The following is a 21,021-nucleotide window of genomic DNA, read 5'->3' as shown; positions in this document are numbered from 1 at the left end:
CTCCGGGCTGGTCGGGGCGCTGCTGCTGATCGGCTCGGACCTCGTCGCGCGCACGGCTCTGCCGGTCTCGCTGCCGGTCGGTGTGGTCACCGCCGATGCCGCGGCACCAGCAGCCAGGCGTCGGTCAGCACGAGGGCCAGCAGCAGCACGTTGACCTGGCCGAAGCTGACGGTGTCGCGCAGCGGTTCGAACAGGGCGAGCGCGCAGGCGGCGAGGCCTGCGCCGTACCAGCCGTACCGCCGCCACTTCGGCCCGACGACCACCCGCACGACGGCGGCCAGCGCCGCCAGGTTGAGCAGCAGGGCGGTCACGATCGCGGTGCGCAGCCCGACGAGCGCCATCGGCAGCATGACGAAGGCCGCGAACGGGGGGTAGGTGAAGCCGTACTGCGTGCCCGGCACCCGGTAGTCGTAGACACGGCCGCCGTCGTGCGTCCAGCTGTTGACGGTGCCGTAGTAGACGCGCAGATCGAACCAGTCGCGGAGCAGGGGCACGGTCGCCGTGAAGAGGGTGACGCCGGCGGCCAGCGCGAGCACCAGCAGCAGACGGCCGCGATCGGTGCGGGGCGGCCGCACACCCCGGAGGCCCATGGCTCTCATGCCGTACGTCCCAGCGCCGTCGGTGCCTGGGCGGCGAGGTGGGCCTGCCACAGGACGACCACGGCGAGGACCCCGCCGGAGACGGCCAGCAGCAGCCGGCCCCCGTCGACGGGTCCCCCGTCGGGCAGCACGGCGAGGGCGAGGACGCCCGCCACGGCCGCCATCCGGTGCCGTATCAGGGTGTCGGGGGCCGCCGCGGCTATCAGGAACAGTCCCCACAGCGCGTACCAGGGGCGGATCGCCGGGCCGAACGCCGCCACCGTGGCGAGACTCAGGCCGAGCGCGTACACCGGGCGGGGACGCAGCCGCCACCATATGGCGACGAGCAGGACGACGGTGACCACCAGCCCGAGGATGTGCCAGGCGGGGATCGCCAGCGGCGCCAGATCGCTGTCGAACTCCTCCAGGAGGGCGCGGGTGGCACGGCCGAGAAGGCTGGTGAGCGCCCAGTTGTGCGCGGAGACCGGGGTCTTCAGCGCCGCTATCCAGCCGTACCCGGTGCCCGCGACGGCGGTCGCGGCGACCGTGGTGACGGCGGACGCGGCCCCCGTCGTCAGCAGGGCCGGGACCGGCCGCCGGCCCGCGCGCAGTTGCAGGACCACGATCGCGACGAGGCCCAGCGCGGCCGGCGCCTTGACCAGGGCCGCGAGGGTGACCAGCACGGCCCCCGGCATCGGGCGGCGGCCGAGCGCCGCGACCAGGCCGACGCCCAGCAGCCCCAGCATGATCGCGTCGTTGTGGGCGCCGGCCACCAGGTGCAGCAGCACCAGCGGGTTGAGGACGCCGAGCCAGAGCGCGGCGCCCGGGTCGGCGCCGCTGTGCCGGGCGAGCCGGGGCATGGTCGCGGTCATCAGCGCCACCCCGAACAGCGCGACGCATTTCATGCCGACGAGCCCGGCGGAGAGCGTGCCCCGGGTGAGCGCGGACAGGGCGGCGGCCAGGGCGAGGAAGACCGGGCCGTAGGGTGCTCCGGTGTGCTGCCACAGCGGGGCGACCTCGGCGGCGAGCGGCCCGCCGAGCATGGCCGGGCCGTGCGCGTACACGTCGAGATGAGCGTCGACCATGGCGCCCTGCGCGAGGTAGCTGTACACGTCCCGGCTGAACAGCGGCGGCGCGATCAGCAGCGGCGCCGCCCAGACGACGAGGACCAGCACGAGGGCGCGCGGGGTGGGCGGATCCAGGCTGCGCACCAGCCGGCCCAGGAGGATCCAGGCGGCGGTCAGCAGCACCAGCCCGAAGTACACGCCGACCAGGCCGAGCACGGCATGCGCGGAGGACGGGGCCAGCAGCTCACGGGCGGGCAGCGCGCCGGCCGTCTCGCCGCCGAGCGCGAGAGTGGCCGTGCCGGCCAGGCCCAGCACCTGACAGAGACGGAGATCGAGGGGAAACGCCTTGGCCGACACTCCGCCAGGGTGTCAACGCAGTGTGGCCGGAGAGCGACGTTCCGGCCTCCGCGCGGCAGCCTGTGCGTGACCGCCGCGTGAGCGCCCGGCCGTGTGCCCGGCGGGCTCAGAACACCGAGAGGCCCGTGAGCGTGGTGAACCGTTCCAGCGCGGCCACTCCCGCCACCGAGTTGCCGCGCTCGTCCAGCCCCGGGCTCCATACGCACAGCGTGCAGCGGCCCGGCACGACGGCGACGATGCCGCCGCCGACACCGCTCTTGCCGGGCAGCCCGACCCGGTAGGCGAACTCGCCGGCCGCGTCGTACGTGCCGCAGGTCAGCATCACCGCGTTGACCTGCTTGGCCTGGCTGCGGGTGAGCAGCCGGCTGCCGTCGGCTCGGATGCCTGGCCGGGCGAGGAAGCCGGTGGCCAGGGCGAGGTCGGCGCAGGAAGCGGTGAGGGAGCACTGCCGGAAGTACTGGTCGAGGAGGACCGGCACGTCGTTGTCGATGTTGCCGTAGGAGGCCATGAAATGGGCGAGGGCGGCGTTGCGGTCGCCGTGCCTGGACTCGGAGGCGGCGACCTCCTCGTCGAAGTCGAGCGCGGGGTTGCCGCTCTCGGCGCGCAGGAAGGCCAGGAGTTCGCCGGCCGCGTCTCCGGTACGGGTCTGGAGGCGGTCGGTGACGACCAGCGCGCCCGCGTTGATGAAGGGGTTGCGCGGGATGCCGGCCTCGTACTCCAGCTGGACCAGCGAGTTGAAGGGGTTGCCGGAGGGCTCGCGACCCACGTGTTCCCAGAGGGCGTCGCCCTCGCGGGCCAGGTCGAGGGCGAGGGTGAACACCTTGGTGAGGGACTGCGTGGAGAACGGCACCCGCCAGTCCCCCACGCCGTACACCGTGCCGTCCAGTTCGGCGACGGCCATGCCGAAGCGACGCGGGTCGCAGGCGGCGAGCGCCGGGATGTAGTCGGCGGGGCGGCCGGGGGTGCGCTCCATCTCCTCGGCGATGCGTTCCAGGACCGGCTGGAAGGCGGGGGACGACGTCGTTGTCATGATCGCCATTCTGCCTCCGGGCCGGTCCTGGTGCGCGGCCGTGGCTCAGGCGATGACGGGTCCACTGCCCGCGAGCACCTCGGGGCGCAGCAGGTCGGCGAGCCGATCCGCGGGCAACAGGCCCTTCTCCAGGACGAGTTCGGCGACACCGCGCCCGGTGGCGAGGGCCTCCTTGGCGATGTCGGTGGCCGCCGTGTACCCGATGTGCGGGTTGAGGGCGGTGATCAGGCCGATGGAGTTCTCGACACTCGCGCGCAGCGCCTCGGTGTTGGCGGTGATGCCGTCCACACAGCGCTCGGCGAGGGTCAGGCAGGCGGCGCGCAGGTGGGTGATGCTCTCCGAGAGGGAGTGCAGGATGATCGGCTCGAAGGCGTTGAGCTGGAGCTGTCCGGCCTCGGCGGCCATGGTGATGGTGACGTCGTTGCCGATCACCTCGAAGGCGACCTGGTTGACGACCTCGGGGATCACCGGGTTGACCTTGCCGGGCATGATGGACGAACCGGCCTGCACGGGCGGCAGGTTGATCTCGCCGAGGCCGGCCCGCGGACCGGACGACAGCAGCCGCAGGTCGTTGCAGCTCTTGCTGAGCTTGACGGCGACGCGCTTGAGCACCCCGGACATCTGGACGAACGCACCGCAGTCCTGGGTGGCCTCGACGAGGTTCGCGGCGGTGACCAGCGGCAGCCCGGTGATCTCGGCGAGGTGGCGGCGGGCCGACTCGGCGTATCCGGCGGGCGCGTTGAGCGCGGTGCCGATCGCCGTGGCGCCGAGGTTGATCTCGTGGATCAACCGGACTGCCTCGTCGAGGCGGTTGCGGTCCTCGTCGATCATGACGGCATAGGCCGAGAACTCCTGACCGAGCGTCATGGGGACCGCGTCCTGCAACTGTGTACGGCCCATCTTGAGCACCTGGCGGAACTCGACGGCCTTACGGGCGAACGCGTCCTGAAGCACGGCCATCGCCTTGAGCAGTCCACGCACCGCGAGGACCGTCGCTGTCTTCACGGCGGTCGGGTAGACGTCGTTGGTGGACTGCCCGAGGTTGACGTCCTCGTTGGGGTGCAGGTACTCGTACTGCCCCTTCTCGTGCCCCAGCAGTTCGAGGGCCCGGTTGGCGACGACCTCGTTGGCGTTCATGTTGGTCGAGGTGCCGGCGCCGCCCTGGATGACGTCCACGACGAACTGGTCGTGGAGCCTGCCCGCGCGGATCTCCCGGCAGGCGGCGACGATGGCGGCGGCCTTGTCCGGCGCCAGCAGTCCGAGCTCCTCGTTGGCGAGGGCGGCGGCCTCCTTGACGGCGGCGAGGGCGTCGATCAGGTGCGGGTGGGCGGAGATCGGCGTCCCGGTGATGGGGAAGTTCTCGGTGGCGCGCAGGGTGTGGACGCCCCAGTACGCGTCGGCCGGGACGTCCCGGTCGCCGAGCAGATCGTGTTCGCTGCGGGTGACGGCGGCGGTCATGCGGGTGCGGCCTCTTTCTGCGAGGGAGGGTGAGGCGTGCGGGTGACATCTGGCGTGGTGGCGGCCGGCTCGGGCGGTACGGGGTGACGCCCGCCCGAGCCGGTCGGGCCCCGGCCCGGTGGTGACCGGGCCGGCGGTTCGGGGGCCGGGCACGGGGCCCGACCTGCGGAGCGCTACGCGCAGGCCCGCACCGTGACCGGGTCCAGGGCGCGTACCGGGCGGACGGAACCGACCGGTCGGCCGCCGCCGAGGAGCGGCTCGCCCGCGAATTCGGTGAGGAGAGCGGGGTCGACGCCGGCTCGGGCGAGCGCTGCCGCGGTGACCGGGACGCGGGCCCGGTCGGCGCCGTCGGAGATCTTGACGGCGACGGCTCGGCCGTCCGGGAGGGCGGCGACCTCGACGCCCTCGAAGCCGTCCTTGGCGAGCAGGCCGGGGACGGCCCGCATCAGGGCGGCCACGTCCCGGCCGGCGCCGGAGGCCATCTCGGCGTGGTCGCGCACGGCGTCCGCGACCCGGGCCTCCGGGGTGCCCGGGGCCGCCGTGGTGATGCGGGCGGCGGACCGGGCGAGGCCGTGCAGGGAGACGGAGAAGAGGGGGGCGCCGCACCCGTCGACGGTGACCCGGGCGATCCGCTGTCCGGTGAGGTCCCGGGCGGTCTCGGCGATCGCCTGCTGGAGCGGGTGCTCCGGGTCGAGGTAGCCGTCGAGGGACCAGCCGTTGAGTGTGCAGGTGTACAGCATCGCCGCGTGCTTGCCCGAGCAGTTCTGGGCGAGGCGGGAGGGCTCGCGGCCCGCGCGGATCCACTCGTCGCGGACCGCCGGGTCGTACGGCAGGTCCATGACGTTGCGCAGGTCGTCCTCGGTGACGCCGGCCAGCTCCAGGATCCGGCGGGTCCCGGCGAGATGCCGTTCCTCGCCGGAGTGGCTGGCGGCGGCGAGCGAGAGCAGCTCGCCGCCCAGCGGCAGCCCGGCCCGGACCATGGCGACGGCCTGGACGGGCTTGAGCGCCGAGCGCGGGTAGAAGGCGGCCTCGATGTCGCCGAGCTGGAGCTCGACCTCACCGCCGGCGCCGAGGACGACGACGGAGCCGTAGTGGACGCCCTCGGTCACCCCGCCGCGGACGAGGTGGGCGACGGGTGCGTGGAGCGGTTCGCGGATCGTCGGGGCGTCGGCGAGAGAACTGCTGTACATCACTGCCTGGATCGCTTGGGGGTGGTCGGGGTGCGGCGCCGGGGTCATGCGCCGGCCTTGTCGGCCTTGGCCGCGGTGCGCGCGAGGTTGCGGCGGACGGCGTACCAGCCGGCCACGAGCGCCGCGACGATCAGCGGCAGGCACAGCACGGTGGTGCGTCCGGCGCCTCCGTCGGCGTACATGAGGACCAGCACCGAGGCGAGGAAGAACAGCGTGACGAGTTCGGTCCAGGGCGACCCCGGGAGCCGGTAGCTCGGGCGGGCCAGCTCGCCCTTCTGGGTCTTCTGCCAGAAGAGGAGGTGACAGATCATGATCATGCCCCAGGTGGAGAGGATGCCGATCGCCGCGAAGTTCAGGACGATCTCGAAGGCGTCCGCCGGGACCACGAAGTTCAGACCGACGCCCAGGACACAGATACCGCTGGTGAGCAGAATGCCGCCGTACGGGACCTGGCTGCGGCTCATCACGCCCGTGAACTTCGGCGCGGAGCCGGACATCGCCATGGAGCGCAGGATGCGGCCGGTGGAGTACAGGCCGGAGTTGAGCGAGGACATGGCCGCGGTGAGGACGACGAGGTTCATCACCCCGCCGGCCGCCGGGATGCCGATGTTGGAGAGGACCGTCACGAAGGGGCTCTCGCCGGAGGTGTACTTGTTCCACGGCAGCAGCATCGACAGCAGGACGACCGAGCCGACGTAGAACAGGCCGACGCGCCACATGATCGAGTTGATCGCCTTGGGCATGATCTTCTCGGGGTTCTCGGTCTCGCCCGCGGCGACGCCGACCAGTTCGACCGACGCGTAGGCGAAGACGACGCCCTGGATGATCAGCAGCATGGGCAGCAGGCCGTTGGGGAAGACGCCGCCGTTGTCGGTGATCAGGGAGGGGCCGGGAGCGGCGCCGTCCACCGGGTGCTGGGTGACCAGCAGGAAGATGCCGATGAGCATGAAGGCGACGAGGGCGCTGACCTTGATGATCGCGAACCAGAACTCCAGTTCGCCGAACAGCTTCACCGAGATCAGGTTCACCGTGAGGACCACGGCCAGGGCGATCAGGGCGATCACCCACTGCGGGATGTCGGAGAACATGCCCCAGTAGTGCGTGTAGACGGCCACCGCGGTGATGTCGGCGATGCCGGTGGTGGCCCAGTTCAGGAAGTACATCCAGCCCGCGACGTACGCGCCCTTCTCGCCGAGGAACTCGCGGGCGTACGACACGAAGGCGCCGGACGAGGGCCGGTACAGGACGAGCTCGCCGAGGGCGCGCACGACCAGGAACGCGAAGAGGCCGCAGACGGCGTACGCGACGAACAGGGACGGGCCGGCGTCGGCGAGACGGCCGCCCGCACCGAGGAAGAGGCCGGTGCCGATGGCGCCGCCGATGGCGATCATGTTGACGTGCCGGTGCTTCAGCGACTTGCTGTAGCCGTGGTCTCCGGCGTCGACGTGACGGGTCGAGGGGCGCGTCTCGTCTTTGAGGTGCTGTTCGCTCACGCCTCGGGTCCGCCTTCCAGGGGATTGACCGTGCGCGGGGCACGCACGATGTCGGTGAGGGTCGTCTCGACGCGGTCGAGGTGGTGGCTCATGGCCTCCACCGCGTCGGGCTCGGAACCGTCGATCAGGGCCTCGACGATCGCCCGGTGCTCGCGGTTGGACTGCTCGCGCCGGCCGCCCAGCTCGTTGAGGAAGGCCGACTGACGCGCCAGTGCGTCCCGGATCTCCTCGATGACCCGGCGGAAGACCGGGTTCTGGGCGGCTTCGGCGACGGCCAGGTGGAAGAGGGTGTCCATCGCGACCCAGGCGGTGGTGTCCGTCTCCCGTTCCATGCGGTCGAGCAGATGGGCGAGGTGGTCCAGGTTCTCCGGGGTGCGGCGCAGGGCCGCGTACCCGGCGACCGGGACCTCGACGTGCCGGCGGACCTCGAGCAGGTCGCTGGCCGCGTAGTCGCCGAAGGTGGGGTCCTCGACGGTGTTCGCGATCACGAAGGTGCCCTTGCCGGTCTTGGCGACCGTGAGGCCCATGGTCTGCAGGGCGCGCAGGGCCTCGCGCAGCACGGGCCGGGACACCTCGAGGGTGCGGCAGAGCTCGGCCTCGGAGGGGAGCTTGTCGCCGATGGCGTACCGGCCGCGCTCGATGGCGCCGCGGAGGTGGGTGAGTACCGCTTCCATGGCGCTGACGCGCCGCGGTACCCCACCACCTGTCTGGCTGTCTGACAGGTTCACGGGAGCGATACTCCGGGTGGCCGAAGGCCGCTGTCAAGACGCCCGAAGACAAAAATTCAGGGGCGGGCGGCCTGAATGGCAACTTCCCGCCCCCTGGGGGGACTTCGCTCGTCGTCCGTCGGTCAGCTGTCCAGGACCCCGGTGGCCAGCAGTGCGAACAGTGCCAGGCCGACGACGATCCGGTAGATCACGAACGCGTTGAACGAGTGCTTGGCGACGAATTTCAGCAGCCAGGCGATGGAGGCGTAGGCGACCACGAAGGACACGGCCGTGCCCACGACCAGGGGCGCCGCGCCCGCGCCGGTGCCGAGCGCGTCCTTCAGCTCGTAGATCCCGGCGCCGGTCAGAGCGGGGATGCCGAGGAAGAACGACAGGCGGGTGGCGGCGACCCGGTCCAGGTCGAGCATGAGCGCGGTGGACATGGTGGCGCCCGAGCGGGAGAAGCCGGGGAAGAGCAGCGCGAGGATCTGGGAGCTGCCGACGAGCATCGCGTCCTTGAACGAGGTGTCGTCCTCGCCGCGCTTGTGCCGGCCCATCTGGTCGGCCGCCCACATCACACCGCTGCCGACGATCAGCGAGCCCGCGACCACCCACAGCGAGGCCAGCGGCCCCTCGATGAGCGGCTTGGCGGCGAGTCCCACGACGACGATGGGGATCGTCGCGTAGATCACCCACCAGGCGAACTTGTAGTCGTGGTGGTGCCGCTCCTCGCGGCTCTTGAGACCCCGGAACCAGGCGGACACGATCCGGACGATGTCCTTGCGGAAGTACACGAGCACGGCGGCGATCGCCCCGACCTGGATGACGGCGGAGAACCCGACGACGGCGTCGTCGTCGACCGGGATGCTCATCAGGCCTTCGGTGATCTTCAGATGGCCGGTGGAGGAGACGGGGAGGAACTCGGTCACTCCCTCGACGGCTCCGAGGACGACGGCTTGGCCGACGGAGATGGCGCTCATGGAATCCAGTTCTGGGGAGGTCGGGGAATCGTGGTCGGTGATCGACGCTGCGGGGGCCAGTCCTACCAGGCGCAGGTGCGACCGGTCGGCTACGGCCACACCGCCTGACCTATCGCCACCCCGGCGAACGCGGCCCCGAGGCCCGCCACCACACTCCCCACGACGTTGGCGGCGGCGTACAGCCCCGCGCCCGTCTCGGTCAGCCGCAGGGTCTCGTACCCGAAGGTCGAGTACGTCGTCAGCGCTCCACAGAACCCGGTGCCCAGGAAAAGCCGCAGGTCAGGCCCGGCGGCGGCGCCGGTCAGCGTGCCGAGGACCAGACAGCCGGCGATGTTGACGACGAAGGTGCCCCAGGGGAAGACCGAGTCGTGCCGGGACTGCACCGCCCGGTCGGTCAGATAGCGGAGCGGGGCGCCGATCATGCCGCCGGCGACGACCACCAGCCAGTTCACAACGAGTTCTTACCCTTCGTGCCGGAATCGTCCTGGTTCTCTCCCCGGCCGACGTACCTGATCACCTCACAGGGGTCGAGGGTCACCATCCCCTCCGTGACCAGTTCGTCGAGCTCGGGCAGAAAGGCCCGCACCCGCTCCTCGGTGTCCACGACGACGACCGCCACCGGCAGGTCCTCGCTGAGCGAGAGCAGCCGGGAGGTGTGCACGATCGAGGACGCGCCGAAGCCCTCGATGCCGCGGAAGACGCTGGCCCCGGCCAGCCCGGCCGCGTGCGCGCGGCGCACGATCTCCGAGTACAGGGGCTTGCGGTGCCAGCTGTCGCTCTCGCCGACGAAGACGGTCAGCCGCAGGGCGCTGCCGGTGAGTCCGGTCATGACTGCCTCCACCACAGAACGCGGCGGGTCGCGGTGGCCGCGAGCCACACCGCCGGGAGCGCCGCGAGCAGGGTCGCGGCGAGATAGGCCAGGGCCGTGCCGGGACGGCCCGCGTCGAAGAGCCGCTGGATGTCGACGGTGTACGTCGAGAAGGTGGTGAAGCCGCCGAGCACGCCGGTGCCGAAGAAGGGGCGCACCAGCCGGTGGGCGGTCACGGCCTCGGTGATCAGCACCAGGAACACGCCGATCACCGCGCAGCCGACGATGTTCACCCAGAAGGTCGTCCAGGGGAATCCGCCGGCCCCGGTGGGCCACCACAGCGCGGCCGCGTAGCGGGCGACGGCGCCGATGCCGCCGCCGACGGCCACGACGGCGACCACCGGGAGCTGATCCGTCCCGGTGGTCCTCCGTGGAGCACCGCTGCGGAGGCTCTCGGCCTCCGGGGCTGTCATGTCGTACGTCTCCTGCCCGGTCCGGGATCGCCCCGTCTCGTCGGGGTGATCGCGGAAAGGGCACCAGGGTAACGCCGTCTCACTTGGTCACGGGCGCCTCGCAGACCGCGATGCCGCGCTCCCGGAGGCTGCCCAGGACCAGTCGGCCGCCGGTCTCGCAGACGCTGGTGACCATGCGGAAGCCGGAGCGGCGGCGGGTGAGGTGGTGCAGGATGCGGCCGTCGTCGTCGATCGCGAGCACACCGGCACTGCCCGAGGGCAGGTAGGGCGTTTTCACCGCGAGCCGGGCGGCGCGGCGGCGGACGGCGGGGGCGGCTCGGTGCAGGAGGTCGAGCGGCGGGACGGTGGGGCCGGCCAGCGCCACCCAGACGGGGCCGTCGGGCGCGCCGCGCCACAGGTTGTCGGGGAAGCCCGGCAGGTCCTCGACGAAGGGCTCGGCCTGTCCGGCCCGGGGGCCGGTGAGCCAGTAGCGGGTGAGGCGGCGGGCGCCGGTCTCGGCGACGACCAGGAAGGAGTCGTCGGCGCTGCGCGCGAGGCCGTTGGCGAACTGCAGCCCCTCCAGGGCGACTTCGGCCTCCCGGGCACCCGGGTCGAGCCGCAACAGCCGCCCGGTGCCGGTGTGTTCGACGATCTCGCCCATCCAGTCCGCCAGGGGGTGCACCCGGCTGGAGACGGTGAAGTAGACGGTGCCGTCGGGCAGGGCGACGACGTTGCTGCAGAAGCGCAGCCGCTCCCCCGCCGCCGACTCGGTCAGCACCCGGACGTTGCCGGTGCCGCCGTCGGGGTCGACGCGCAGCAGCGCGCCGTCGGCGCAGCACACCAACAGGTCGCCGTCCGGAAGGAGTTCGAGGCCGAGCGGACGGCCGCCGATCTCGCCGACGTGCTCGACGCGGGCGGCGGGCGGGTCGTCCAGACCGTCGACGCGCAGGATCCGCCCGTCCGAGACCCCGGTCAGCACACGCCCTCTGGGGTCGGCGACGACGTCCTCCGGGCCCTGCCCGGGGAGAGTGAGGTACCGGAGGGGGACGAGTGGCGTCCGACGGTCCATAGGGGTCCGTCCTTCCTTCAGGAGGCGGCCATCCTCGCAGGCGGGCGCGGAACCGACATGTCGTCACCATGGTCTTTTGTCGGGCTTTTCCGGAAGGCGGTCCCGCTGTCCTCTACGACCCCTTCCCGACGTTCTCTACCACCCCTTCTCGAACATGCGCGCCACTTCGGCGATGCGCGTCTCGTCGCGCCGGTAGTACGTGCGGCGCCTGAGCCGCTTGGCGCGCAACAGGCCGACGCCGGCGAGCAGGGCGAGATGAGTGTCGGCCACCTGGCGGGGCACGCCCAGTTTCGCCGCGACGAGGTCCGCCGTGACGCCGTCCTCGACGAGGTCGCCGTGCCGTTGTGGCGGGAAATGCCGGGCCGGGTCCTTCAGCCACTCCAGGATGTCCCGTCGCCTCTCACTTACGGGAGTCCTCAGCATCCTCGTCCCCCTCCGTTCGGGCCTCCTCGTACCGCGTCTTCCCACTCTTGCGCAGTCGGGGCCGCCGTGTCCCGTACTCCGCGAGCCTTGGCCGGGATCGAACAGCCTTGCCGCACCGGCGTGTTCGGAACACCGCAGGGAAACGGGCAGGGGCCCGGGCCGCGCGGTGCGGCCGGGCCCCTGCTGCGCGGGCCGGCGGGGATCAGCGGTGGCTGAACCACGACATGGAGGACAGGGCCCTGTCGTCGTAGCCGAACAGGGCCTGGTTCTCCCAGCCGTTGCCGGAGGCGGCGTCGGTCGGGTCCCAGCCGTTGCCGGTGACGGCCGTCCAGGTCGCCTCCCAGTAGAAGACGCCGAGGCCGCGGCCGTTCGGGACGGCCTCCACGATGTTCGCGACGGCGTTCATCCACGCCAGCTGGCCGGCCGCGGTCGCCGGGTAGCCGGTGACCAGTTCGGAGGACAGGTCGATCTGGTTGGTGAGCGCGTCGTCGCTGTCGAGCCGGAAGGGGTAGGCGGTCTCGGCGAGGAACACCGGCTTGGCGTAGCGGGAGGCCGCGTCGTCCAGGGTGGTCTGGAAGTCGGCGAGGGTGCCGTGCCAGTACCCGTAGTACGACAGCCCGATCGCGTCGAACTTCACGCCGTTGGAGACGGCGCTGTCGAACCACCAGCGGGTGCCGCTCAGGTCGCCGCCCTTGGCGAGGTGAAGGGCGACGGTGGTGGACGAGTTGACGGCCTTGACGGCGTCGTAGCCGGAGTTGAGCAGGCCGGCCAGCTGACCCCAGTTGTCGGTGGACCCCTCGGACCACATCATGCCGCCGTTGATCTCGTTGCCCACCTGGACCATGTCGGCGGTGGTGCCCTGCGCCTTCAACGCGTTCAGCACGTCGTAGGTGTGGTTGTACACGTCCGTCTTGAGCTGACTGTACGAGTGGCCGGACCACGCGGCCGGCTTGGACTGGACGCCCGGGTCGGCCCAGGTGTCCGAGTAGTGGAAGTCGACCAGGAGCTTCATGCCCGCGGCCTTGACGCGCTTGGCGACGGCGAGGACGCGCGTCTTGTTGTTGTAGCCGTCGGCCGGGTCGACCCAGACCTTCAGGCGCGCGTAGTTCATGCCGGCGTTCTTCAGGATGGTGACCGCGTCGCCGGCCGTGCCCGAACTCGTCCTGTAGACACCGCCCTTGACCTCGCTCTTGGCGAGGGAGGAGATGTCGGAGCCCTTGATCGACAGTCCGGTCGTGCCGGAGGTGAAGGTCAGGTCGTCGACGTTGAGCCAGTTGCCCGCGTTCGCGTCGCTGTTGATGCTGACGGTGCACTGGTTGTTCGTCACGGTGATCGGCGTGACGATGTGGATCCACCCGCTCGCGGAGACCGGGAGATCGGTGCGCTGTTCCGAACCGCCGCAGTTCTTCAGGGCTATGTAGGCGGAGTTCTGGCCACCGCCGGAACGGACCCAGGCGGAGAGCTTGTAGTTGCCGTTGGTCAGTCCCGACAGGTACTGGTAGGTCTCCACCTTGTAGGCGGTGGACGCCCAGTGGGTCAGCCGGTAGCTGCCGCCGTGTCCGCCGGCCTCGGTGAAGGAGGCGGAGTTCTGCCCGGCCGCCGAGTACGTGGACCAGCCGGCCGGCGTCGCGGTGCCGGCGCCGTCCGTCTCGAAGCCGGCGTTGGTGAGGGTGGCGGCCGCCTGGGCGGTCTGCGCGGGCAGGGCGATGAAGGAGAGTCCCGCGGCGAGCGGCAGCAGCAGGGCTCTGAGGGTGCGTCTGGGATGGAACATCGTCGTCCGTCGTCCCTTCGACGTGATGGGTTGAGGATTCCCTCAGGTGATGAGGGCCCCCCTCCGCCCGCGGCTCGCGGCTCCACGGGCGAAGGGGGAGTCGGCTCAGCCGTCGAGTCGCACGACCCGGACGGCTCCCGCCGGGACCGCGAGGCGGCCGGCGGCGCGTTCACCCGTCAGCAGTTCGGTGCCGGACGTGTCCAGCGGCACCTTGGCGTCGGTGGCGGTGTGGTTGACGGCGAAGAGGTAGCTGCCCGTCTCGCCGGAGCGGCGCACGACCTCGACGTCCCGGGGCAGGTCGGCGCGCGGGGCGATGCTCGCGTCATCGGCGGCCCAGCCGAGCAGCGCGTCCAGACCGTCGGGGCCCAGGCGGGTGGAGACGTACCAGGCGGTGCCCTCGCCGAGGCGGTGCCGGGTGACGGCGGGGTGGCCGGCGGTGAGGCCGTCGGCGTACGTCCAGACGGTCTCGGCCCCGCGCGGGACGACGAACTCGGTCCACACGTCGCCGGTCAGCTCGGAGCCGTCGGGGCCGGTGAGGCGGATGTTCTCGCCCTGGAGCAGCGGTGAGAACTCCTCGACGGTGAGGCCCAGGACGTCCCGGAGCGCGCCCGGGTAGGCGCCCTCGTGGACGGCGTCGTGCTCGTCGACGATGCCGGAGAAGTACGACACGACGAGGGTGCCGCCGTTCTCGACGTAACTCTTGAGGTTGTGCCCGGCCGCCTCCGTCATCAGGTAGAGGGCGGGCACCACGACCAGCGGGTACTTCGAGAGGTCGGACTCGGGGTGGGCGAAGTCGACCGTGAGGTGGCGGTCGTAGAGGGCCTCGTAGAAGGCGTCGGCGCGCTCGCGCGGGTCGGCGTCCTCGCTGGGGCGCCAGGCGAGGTTCTGCGCCCACCAGGAGTGCCAGTCCCAGAGCACCGCCGCGTCGGCCTCGGTGCGGGTGCCGCGGATCGTCGCGAGGGAGTCGAGGCAGGCTCCGAGCTCGACGACCTCGCGCCACACGCGGGTGTCGGTGCCGCCGTGCGGGACCATCGCCGAGTGGAACTTCTCGGCGCCGCGCCGGGACTGCCGCCACTGGAAGAACATGGCGCCCTCGGAGCCGCGGGCCACGTGCGCCAGGGAGTTGCGGGCCATCTGGCCGGGGGCCTTGGCGGGGTTGCGCGGCTGCCAGTTGACGCCCGAGGTGGAGTGTTCGAGGAGGATCCAGGGCGCGCCGGCGCCGACGGAGCGGGTCAGGTCGGCGGCCATCGCGAGGTTGACGTGGGTGCGCCGGCCGTCGGTGATCAGGTAGTGGTCGTTGGTGACGATGTCGACCTCGCGGCCCCAGGCCCAGTAGTCGACCGAGTCGCACTGGCTGAGGGCGGTCATGAAGTTGGTCGTCACCGGGAGGCCGGGCGCGAGGCGGTGCAGGATGTCCCGCTCCGCCACGAAGTTCTCGCGCATGGTGGCGTCGGCGAACCGCTTGTAGTCGAGGGCCTGGCCCGGGTTGCCGACGGTGGGGGTGGCGCGCGGCGGGTTGACGTCCTCGAAGCTCGCGTAGCGCTGGCCCCAGAAGGCGGTGCCCCAGGCCTCGTCGACCGCGTCGATCGTGCCGTAGGTCCTCTCCAGCCAGCGGCGGAAGTGGGCGGCGCAGGAGTCGCAGTAGCAGGCCGAGACGGGGGCGCCGTACTCGTTGTGCACGTGCCACATCGCCAGCGCCGGGTGGTCGCCGTAGCGCTCGGCGAGCTGTGCGGTGATGTTCGCGGCGGCGGCGCGGTAGTGCGCGTTGCTGTGGCAGATCGCGGCGCGGGAGCCGAACTCGTAGCGCACGCCCTCGGGGGTCACGGGCAACGCCTCGGGGTGGCGGCGGTAGAACCAGACCGGCGGGGCCACGGTGGGGGTGCCCAGGTCGACGCGGATGCCGTTCTCGTGCAGCAGGCCGATGACGCGGTCGAGCCAGCCGAAGTCGTACTCGCCGGGAGCGGGCTCCAGCAGGGCCCAGGAGAAGATCCCGACGCTCACCATGGTGACGCCGGCCTCGCGCATCAGCCGGACGTCGTCCCGCCAGACGCTTTCCGGCCACTGCTCGGGGTTGTAGTCCCCACCGAAGGCGAGCCCGGTCAGGCCCCTGGGGGTGGTCTCCGGCATGGATTTCTCCCGTTTGATCGAACATTTTGGGAACGTGCACACACAACATCGGCGGCGCGAGCCCAACATAACCGCACAGCAACAACCATTGACAAGTGTCCGGGATGTTTCTCTACTGTGAACGCTCACAGACGCCAGGACCCAGGTCAGGGGAGAGATCCATGCCCAACACGAAGCGCAGCCGGCTCCGCAGATTCGTGGCATCCGCCATCGCCGTCACGCTCGGCGCCACCGCCCTCGCCGCCTGCGGCTCGTCCGACGAGGACAGCGGCGCCGAGTCCGGTCCGGTCTCGCTCACGTACTGGACGTGGACGCCCGGCATGGACAAGGTCGTGGACCTGTGGAACAAGGGCCAGGGCAAGCAGGACCAGATCACGGTCACGGTGAAGAAGCAGGCGTCCGGCGACACGCTGGTCACCAAGATCCTCACCGCGCACACCGCCGGCAAGGCCCCCGACCTGGTCCAGGCCGAGTACCAGGCGCTGCCGACGCTGGTCAGCAATGACGCGCTGGCGGACATAGCCGAGAACGTCGGCGACGCGAAAGCCAAGTTCGCCGACGGCGTCTGGCAGCAGACCACGCTGGGCACGGACGCCGTCTACGCGGTGCCGCAGGACATCGGCCCGATGATGTTCTACTACCGCGCCGACCTCTTCAAGCAGTACGGCCTGACGGTCCCCACCACCTGGGAGCAGTTCGCCGAGACCGCCCGCGCGCTGAAGAAGAAGGCCCCGGACACCGACCTCACCACGTTCTCCGCCAACGACTCCGGCCTCTTCGCGGGCCTCGCCCAGCAGGCCGGCGCCAAGTGGTGGACCACCTCCGGCGACAAGTGGAACGTCGGCATCGACGACGCGGCCACCAAGAAGGTCGCCGACTTCTGGGGCGGCCTCGTCAAGGAGGGCGCCGTCGACAACCAGCCGATGTACACCCCGGCCTGGAACAAGGCGCTCAACACCGGCAAGCAGATCGCCTGGGTCTCCGCCGTCTGGGCCCCGGGCACGCTGACCACGGCCGCGCCCGACACCAAGGGCAAGTGGGCCATGGCCCCGCTCCCCCAGTGGTCCGACAGCGAGAACGTGACCGGCAGTTGGGGCGGTTCCTCCACCGCCGTGACGACGGACTCCAAGCACAAGGCGGCCGCCGCCAAGTTCGCCGCCTGGCTCAACACCGACGGCGACGCGCTCACCGCGTTGGCCAAGGAGGGCGGCATCTACCCGGCGTCCACCTCCGCCCAGCTCAGCGGCGCCTTCACCACCCCGCCGGACTTCTTCTCGACGCAGGCCGACTTCTACACCCTGGCCGCCAAGATCGCGAAGACCACGGCGCCCTCGGCCTGGGGCCCGAACGTGAACGTCGCCTACACGACCTTCAAGGACGCGTTCGGCGCCGCCGCCAAGGACAAGTCGGACTTCTCCGCCGCCCTGGCCACGATGCAGTCGGCCACCGTCGCCGACATGAAGAAGCAGGGCTTCGAGGTCTCCGAGTGACCACCGCACGCCGGAAGTCGTACGGGGTCAAGGGGGCCCCGTACGCCCTCCCGTCTCCCACCACCCTCAAACGAGCGCGAAGCGCCCCCTACTTTTTCCTCATCCCCGCGACGATCCTCTTCGCGTTGTTCTTCGCCCTGCCCATCGGGTACGCGGTCTGGCTCAGCTTCCACAAGGTGAAGGTCTCCGGGCTCGGCCTGGGCGCCGGCGCACGCAGCGAGGTCTGGGCCGGCGTCGAGAACTACACCGACGCCCTCACCGACAGCGAACTCGTCGACGGCGCGCTGCGCGTCCTCGGGTACGGCTGCATCGTCGTCCCGCTGATGCTGGGCCTGGCGCTGCTGTTCGCGCTGATGCTCGACTCCGAGAAGGTGCGGTTCGCCCCGTTCACGCGGCTCGCGATCTTCCTGCCGTACGCCATCCCCGGCGTGGTGGCGGCGCTGCTCTGGGGCTTCCTGTACCTGCCGGACGTCAGCCCCTTCTACTTCGTGCTGGAGAAGCTGGGTCTGCCGCAGCCGGACCTGCTGGACGGCGGCCCCCTCTATCTCGCCCTCTCCAACATCGCGGTCTGGGGCGGCACGGGCTTCAACATGATCGTCATCTACACCTCGCTGCAGGCCATCCCGGCCGAGGTGTACGAGGCGGCGAAGCTGGACGGCGCCACCCCGCTGCAGATCGCGCTGAAGATCAAGATCCCGATGGTGGCGCCCTCGCTGGTGCTGACCTTCTTCTTCTCGATCATCGCCACGCTCCAGGTGTTCAACGAGCCGACCACCCTGAAGCCGCTCACCAACTCCGTGTCCACGACCTGGAGTCCGCTGATGAAGGTGTACCGGGACGCCTTCGGCACCGGTGACATCTACCAGGCGGCCGCCGAGGCCGTGATCATCGCGATCGCCACGCTGGTGCTGTCGTTCGGCTTCCTGCGGGCCGCGAACCGCCGTGACAAGCAGGAGGCAGCAGGATGAGTTCTCTTGCCGTACAGAAGGCGCCGTCGGCGGCCGGCACCTCCGGCGCGGCCCGCAGCCGCCCGCCGCTGCGCAGCCGGATCTCGCTGGTGCCCACGATCACGCTGCTGCTGGGGGCCCTCTACTGTCTCCTCCCGGTCGCGTGGGTCCTCATCGCGTCCACCAAGTCCGGGCGCGAACTGTTCTCCACGTTCACGTTCCTGCCGGGCACGGGCTTCGCCGACAACCTCAAGGATCTCAACGCCTACCGCGACGGCGTGTACTGGACGTGGATGGGCAACTCCGCCCTCTACGCCGGTCTCGGCGCGCTGCTGTCGACGTGCGTGTCCGCGGTCAGCGGGTACGCGCTGGCGATCTACCGCTTCCGCGGCCGCGAGACGATGTTCAACATCCTGCTGGCGGGCGTGCTGATGCCGCCGATCATCCTCGCCGTCCCGCAGTACCTGCTGATGGCGAACGCCGACCTCACGGACTCCTACTGGTCCGTGCTGCTGCCGCAGATCCTCTCCCCCTACGGCGTCTACCTCGCGCGCATCTACGCGGCCGCGGCCGTGCCCGGTGACGTGGTGGAGGCGGGCCGGATGGACGGGGCGAGCGAGTGGCGGATCTTCACCCGGATCGCGCTGCCGATGATGATCCCCGGACTGGTCACGGTGTTCCTGTTCCAGTTCGTCGCGGTGTGGAACAACTTCCTGCTGCCGTACATCATGCTCAGCGACGACGAGAAGTTCCCGATCACGCTCGGTCTGTTCACGTTGCTGGAGCAGGGCTCCAACCAGCCGGCCCTGTACACGCTGGTGATCACCGGCGCGTTCCTCGCGGTGATCCCGCTCGTGGCGCTGTTCCTGGTCGTCCAGCGCTTCTGGAGCCTGGATCTGCTGTCCGGAGCCGTAAAGTCATGACCATGAACCATGGTGCGGGGGGCCGGCGCAGACCGCCGACCATCCACGACGTCGCGCGCGAGGCAGGGGTCTCACGAGGCACCGTCTCGCGGGTGCTCAACGGTGGGCACTATGTCAGCCCGTCGGCTGCGGAGGCGGTCAACGCCGCCATCCGCAAGACGGGGTACGTCGTGAACCGGCACGCCCGCTCCCTGATCACCGGCCGTTCGGACTCCGTGGGCTTTCTGCTGACGGAGCCGCAGGAGAGGTTCTTCGAGGACCCGAACTTCAATGTGCTGCTCAGCGGCTGCACCCAGGCGCTGGCGGCGCACGACATCCCGCTGCTGTTGATGCTGGCGGGCACCAAGGACGAGCGGCGGCGCATAACGCGCTACATCACGGCCGGTCACGTCGACGGTGTGCTGCTGGTCTCCAGCCACTCCGGCGACCCGGTCGCGGAGCAACTGCGTGAGGCGGGGGTGCCCCTCGTCCAGTGCGGCAAGCCCATGGGGCCCGGCACGAAGGTGAGCTATGTGGCGGCGGACGACCGGGACGGCGCCCGTGACATGGTGCGCCATCTGCTGTCGCTGGGCCGCCGCCGGATCGGCATGGTGAGCGGCCCGCTGGACACGCCGGGCGGCGTCGACCGCCTGGCCGGCTACAAGGAGGTCCTCACGGAGGCGAGCGTCGAGATCGACGAGCGGCTCGTCGTCTCCGGCGATTACAGCCGGGCCAGCGGCCAGGCGGGCGTCGAACGTCTGCTGGCCCGGGCCCCCGACATGGACGCCGTGTTCGTGGCCTCCGACCTGATGGCGCAGGGCGCTCTGACAGCGCTGCGCCGGGCGGGCCGCCGGGTCCCCGAGGACGTGTCCGTGGGCGGCTTCGACGACTCCGCCGCGGCAACCGAGGCCACCCCCGCCCTCACGACCATCCGCCAGCCCTACGACCGCATCAGCGCCGAGATGGTCCGGGTGCTGCTGGCCCAGATCGGAGGCGAGGACCCGGCGGCGGTGATCCTGCCGACGGAGCTGGTGAAACGGGACTCCACGTGAGGTGAAGGGGGGCCGGTCCCCTCGACCGGCCCCCCTTCGTCATCGATCAGGAGGGCCATGGATCAGGACGGCCATCGGTCAGGACGGCCATCGGTCAGGATCGGAGAAGCGCCCTGCCCGCACCCCGCCGTAGCGTGAAATCACCGACGCGATCCCGTCGGGCCGCGCACCAGCGAGGAGTGACCCCCATGACCACCACCGGCCTGCAGACGATCATCTATCCCGTCAAGGACCTCGACCGGGCGAAGGCCCTGTTCAGCGCGCTGCTGGAAGTCGAGCCGTATGCCGACGAGCCCTACTACGTCGGCTTCAAGGCCGCCGGGCAGGATGTCGGCCTCGACCCGAACGGCCACGCCAAGGGCATGACCGGGCCGGTTCCGTACTGGCACGTCACGGACCTGCGCGAGCGGCTCGCGGCGCTGGTCGCGGCGGGCGCGGAGCTGTTGCAGGACGCCCAGGACGTCGGCGGCGGCAGGCTGATCGCCTTCCTGAAGGACGCGGACGGCAACCTGGTGGGGCTGCTCCAGGACCCGACCGCCTGAGGCGCCGCACGCCCCGCGCCCACCACTGGCCCACACCGCATGCACCCGCACTAGTTGCACGGGCAACAAATGTCGGGATCGGTGTTACCGTGCGGGTATGGCAGCGAAGACAGCCGGGGCGGGCCTCGAAGAGCGGTGGCGGGACATCCTGTCGGTGCACGCGCGCACGATGTGCGAGATCGATCGTGCGCTGCACCCGCACGGCCTCGGTGCGAGTGACTTCGAAGTGCTCGACATCCTCGCCTCCGAGGCGCCCCGGGAGGGCGACCACTGCCGGGTGCAGAACCTCGTCGGCCGGGTGCATCTCAGCCAGAGCGCACTGTCCCGCCTCATCGGCCGGCTGGAGAAGGAAGGCCTGGTGGAGCGCTCCGTCTGCATCGAGGACCGGCGCGGAGTATGGGTCGCCCTCACCCGCAAGGGCCGCGACCTGTACACGGAGGCGCTGCCGCTCCAGCGGGCGGCACTGGAACGGACCCTGACCGAGTCCTAGTGCCGCGGCAGGCAACGTTCGCCCCGTCGCGACGCCCGGCACGCACTCTCGCCGCACCGGCCGAAAGCCCAAGTACGTCCAGTACGAG

General features: G+C 70.9%; 20 protein-coding genes and 1 pseudogene. 6 read left to right on the top strand and 15 right to left on the bottom strand.

All coding sequences use genetic code 11. The annotated features are described in order from the left end of the window. Positions 1-107: 107 nt before the first annotated feature. The 15 genes and pseudogenes from AB0J04_RS40410 to AB0J04_RS40340 form a co-directional block, all read right to left on the bottom strand. Positions 108-575 (bottom strand): annotated as a pseudogene (locus tag AB0J04_RS40410) (glycosyltransferase 87 family protein); the annotation flags it as partial. A 20-nt stretch (positions 576-595) separates the two neighbouring features. Further along, positions 596-2,002, bottom strand: coding sequence for a polyprenol phosphomannose-dependent alpha 1,6 mannosyltransferase MptB (gene mptB / locus AB0J04_RS40405; protein WP_363173660.1), 1,407 nt, complete (start codon positions 2,000-2,002; stop codon positions 596-598). Between the two features lie 106 nt (positions 2,003-2,108). Continuing rightward, positions 2,109-3,041 (bottom strand): glutaminase, encoded by a 933-nt coding sequence (locus AB0J04_RS40400; protein WP_363173659.1) that lies wholly within the window; start codon positions 3,039-3,041, stop codon positions 2,109-2,111. A 36-nt stretch (positions 3,042-3,077) separates the two neighbouring features. Then, entirely contained in the window at positions 3,078-4,490 is a 1,413-nt protein-coding gene (aspA, locus tag AB0J04_RS40395; RefSeq protein ID WP_363173658.1) for an aspartate ammonia-lyase, read from the bottom strand. A 173-nt stretch (positions 4,491-4,663) separates the two neighbouring features. Continuing rightward, positions 4,664-5,680: an asparaginase gene (locus tag AB0J04_RS40390; protein ID WP_363173661.1), complete on the bottom strand. Its 1,017-nt coding sequence runs from the start codon at positions 5,678-5,680 to the stop codon at positions 4,664-4,666. Positions 5,681-5,724: 44 nt separating this feature from the next. Then, positions 5,725-7,173: an amino acid permease gene (locus tag AB0J04_RS40385; protein ID WP_363173657.1), complete on the bottom strand. Its 1,449-nt coding sequence runs from the start codon at positions 7,171-7,173 to the stop codon at positions 5,725-5,727. Beyond that, a complete protein-coding gene (locus tag AB0J04_RS40380) occupies positions 7,170-7,847 on the bottom strand; it encodes a FadR/GntR family transcriptional regulator (RefSeq protein WP_363173656.1) in 678 nt (225 codons plus the stop codon). Before AB0J04_RS40380 ends, AB0J04_RS40385 begins: the two co-directional genes overlap by 4 nt. Before the next feature lie 176 nt (positions 7,848-8,023). Next, positions 8,024-8,860: an undecaprenyl-diphosphate phosphatase gene (locus AB0J04_RS40375; protein ID WP_363173655.1), complete on the bottom strand. Its 837-nt coding sequence runs from the start codon at positions 8,858-8,860 to the stop codon at positions 8,024-8,026. A gap of 89 nt (positions 8,861-8,949) precedes the next feature. Next, positions 8,950-9,312, bottom strand: coding sequence for a fluoride efflux transporter CrcB (crcB, locus tag AB0J04_RS40370; protein WP_363173654.1), 363 nt, complete (start codon positions 9,310-9,312; stop codon positions 8,950-8,952). After that, a complete protein-coding gene (locus tag AB0J04_RS40365; RefSeq protein WP_363173653.1) occupies positions 9,309-9,689 on the bottom strand; it encodes a DUF190 domain-containing protein in 381 nt (126 codons plus the stop codon). Before AB0J04_RS40365 ends, crcB (AB0J04_RS40370) begins: the two co-directional genes overlap by 4 nt. Continuing rightward, complete coding sequence (gene crcB, locus AB0J04_RS40360; RefSeq protein WP_363173652.1) at positions 9,686-10,141, bottom strand: fluoride efflux transporter CrcB; 456 nt, start codon at positions 10,139-10,141, stop codon at positions 9,686-9,688. Before crcB (AB0J04_RS40360) ends, AB0J04_RS40365 begins: the two co-directional genes overlap by 4 nt. A 79-nt stretch (positions 10,142-10,220) precedes the next feature. Next, on the bottom strand, positions 10,221-11,189 hold the full coding sequence (locus AB0J04_RS40355) for an SMP-30/gluconolactonase/LRE family protein (protein ID WP_363173651.1): 969 nt from the start codon (positions 11,187-11,189) through the stop codon (positions 10,221-10,223). A gap of 135 nt (positions 11,190-11,324) precedes the next feature. Continuing rightward, the gene (locus tag AB0J04_RS40350; protein WP_363173650.1) at positions 11,325-11,612 is read right to left on the bottom strand and encodes an ArsR family transcriptional regulator; all 288 of its coding nucleotides are present in this window, start codon (positions 11,610-11,612) and stop codon (positions 11,325-11,327) included. Between the two features lie 202 nt (positions 11,613-11,814). Next, positions 11,815-13,383, bottom strand: a complete 1,569-nt coding sequence (locus AB0J04_RS40345; RefSeq protein ID WP_363173649.1) for an arabinogalactan endo-1,4-beta-galactosidase — start codon at positions 13,381-13,383, stop codon at positions 11,815-11,817. A 105-nt stretch (positions 13,384-13,488) separates the two neighbouring features. Beyond that, positions 13,489-15,510, bottom strand: a complete 2,022-nt coding sequence (locus AB0J04_RS40340) for a beta-galactosidase (RefSeq protein WP_363173648.1) — start codon at positions 15,508-15,510, stop codon at positions 13,489-13,491. Between the two features lie 161 nt (positions 15,511-15,671). Between AB0J04_RS40340 and AB0J04_RS40335 the strand changes: the two genes are divergently transcribed. From AB0J04_RS40335 to AB0J04_RS40310, 6 genes are all read left to right on the top strand, one after another. Continuing rightward, positions 15,672-17,000 carry an extracellular solute-binding protein gene (locus AB0J04_RS40335; protein WP_363173647.1) on the top strand — a complete coding sequence of 443 codons (1,329 nt, stop codon included), beginning with the start codon at positions 15,672-15,674 and terminating at the stop codon, positions 16,998-17,000. Continuing rightward, a complete protein-coding gene (locus tag AB0J04_RS40330; protein WP_363173646.1) occupies positions 16,997-17,968 on the top strand; it encodes a sugar ABC transporter permease in 972 nt (323 codons plus the stop codon). The genes AB0J04_RS40335 and AB0J04_RS40330 overlap by 4 nt, the downstream gene beginning before the upstream one ends. Beyond that, positions 17,965-18,870 (top strand): carbohydrate ABC transporter permease, encoded by a 906-nt coding sequence (locus AB0J04_RS40325; RefSeq protein WP_363173645.1) that lies wholly within the window; start codon positions 17,965-17,967, stop codon positions 18,868-18,870. Before AB0J04_RS40330 ends, AB0J04_RS40325 begins: the two co-directional genes overlap by 4 nt. Further along, entirely contained in the window at positions 18,867-19,901 is a 1,035-nt protein-coding gene (locus AB0J04_RS40320) for a LacI family DNA-binding transcriptional regulator (protein WP_363173644.1), read from the top strand. Before AB0J04_RS40325 ends, AB0J04_RS40320 begins: the two co-directional genes overlap by 4 nt. A gap of 188 nt (positions 19,902-20,089) precedes the next feature. Next, the gene (locus tag AB0J04_RS40315) at positions 20,090-20,443 is read left to right on the top strand and encodes a VOC family protein (RefSeq protein ID WP_363173643.1); all 354 of its coding nucleotides are present in this window, start codon (positions 20,090-20,092) and stop codon (positions 20,441-20,443) included. 97 nt (positions 20,444-20,540) lie between these two features. After that, positions 20,541-20,933, top strand: coding sequence for a MarR family transcriptional regulator (locus tag AB0J04_RS40310; protein WP_363173642.1), 393 nt, complete (start codon positions 20,541-20,543; stop codon positions 20,931-20,933). Positions 20,934-21,021: the final 88 nt, after the last annotated feature.

Origin of the sequence: Streptomyces sp. NPDC050263, assembly GCF_040655955.1 — a bacterium.
Classification (GTDB): Bacteria; Actinomycetota; Actinomycetes; order Streptomycetales; family Streptomycetaceae; genus Streptomyces.
Note: the sequence above shows the minus strand (reverse complement) of the source record. Positions and strands in the feature narration are given on the sequence as shown.

What these genes read in the sequence shown, in the direction of transcription:
- AB0J04_RS40310 (WP_363173642.1), top strand. Translation starts at nt 20,541, where the DNA reads ATGGCAGCGAAGACAGCCGGGGCGGGCCTCGAAGAGCGGTGGCGGGAC.
- AB0J04_RS40400 (WP_363173659.1), bottom strand. Translation starts at nt 3,041, where the DNA reads ATGGCGATCATGACAACGACGTCGTCCCCCGCCTTCCAGCCGGTCCTG.
- AB0J04_RS40380 (WP_363173656.1), bottom strand. Translation starts at nt 7,847, where the DNA reads ATGGAAGCGGTACTCACCCACCTCCGCGGCGCCATCGAGCGCGGCCGG.
- AB0J04_RS40325 (WP_363173645.1), top strand. Translation starts at nt 17,965, where the DNA reads ATGAGTTCTCTTGCCGTACAGAAGGCGCCGTCGGCGGCCGGCACCTCC.
- crcB (WP_363173652.1), bottom strand. Translation starts at nt 10,141, where the DNA reads ATGACAGCCCCGGAGGCCGAGAGCCTCCGCAGCGGTGCTCCACGGAGG.
- aspA (WP_363173658.1), bottom strand. Translation starts at nt 4,490, where the DNA reads ATGACCGCCGCCGTCACCCGCAGCGAACACGATCTGCTCGGCGACCGG.
- AB0J04_RS40335 (WP_363173647.1), top strand. Translation starts at nt 15,672, where the DNA reads ATGCCCAACACGAAGCGCAGCCGGCTCCGCAGATTCGTGGCATCCGCC.
- AB0J04_RS40340 (WP_363173648.1), bottom strand. Translation starts at nt 15,510, where the DNA reads ATGCCGGAGACCACCCCCAGGGGCCTGACCGGGCTCGCCTTCGGTGGG.
- AB0J04_RS40375 (WP_363173655.1), bottom strand. Translation starts at nt 8,860, where the DNA reads ATGAGCGCCATCTCCGTCGGCCAAGCCGTCGTCCTCGGAGCCGTCGAG.
- AB0J04_RS40355 (WP_363173651.1), bottom strand. Translation starts at nt 11,189, where the DNA reads ATGGACCGTCGGACGCCACTCGTCCCCCTCCGGTACCTCACTCTCCCC.
- AB0J04_RS40350 (WP_363173650.1), bottom strand. Translation starts at nt 11,612, where the DNA reads ATGCTGAGGACTCCCGTAAGTGAGAGGCGACGGGACATCCTGGAGTGG.
- AB0J04_RS40365 (WP_363173653.1), bottom strand. Translation starts at nt 9,689, where the DNA reads ATGACCGGACTCACCGGCAGCGCCCTGCGGCTGACCGTCTTCGTCGGC.
- AB0J04_RS40390 (WP_363173661.1), bottom strand. Translation starts at nt 5,680, where the DNA reads ATGTACAGCAGTTCTCTCGCCGACGCCCCGACGATCCGCGAACCGCTC.
- AB0J04_RS40345 (WP_363173649.1), bottom strand. Translation starts at nt 13,383, where the DNA reads ATGTTCCATCCCAGACGCACCCTCAGAGCCCTGCTGCTGCCGCTCGCC.
- AB0J04_RS40315 (WP_363173643.1), top strand. Translation starts at nt 20,090, where the DNA reads ATGACCACCACCGGCCTGCAGACGATCATCTATCCCGTCAAGGACCTC.
- AB0J04_RS40320 (WP_363173644.1), top strand. Translation starts at nt 18,867, where the DNA reads ATGACCATGAACCATGGTGCGGGGGGCCGGCGCAGACCGCCGACCATC.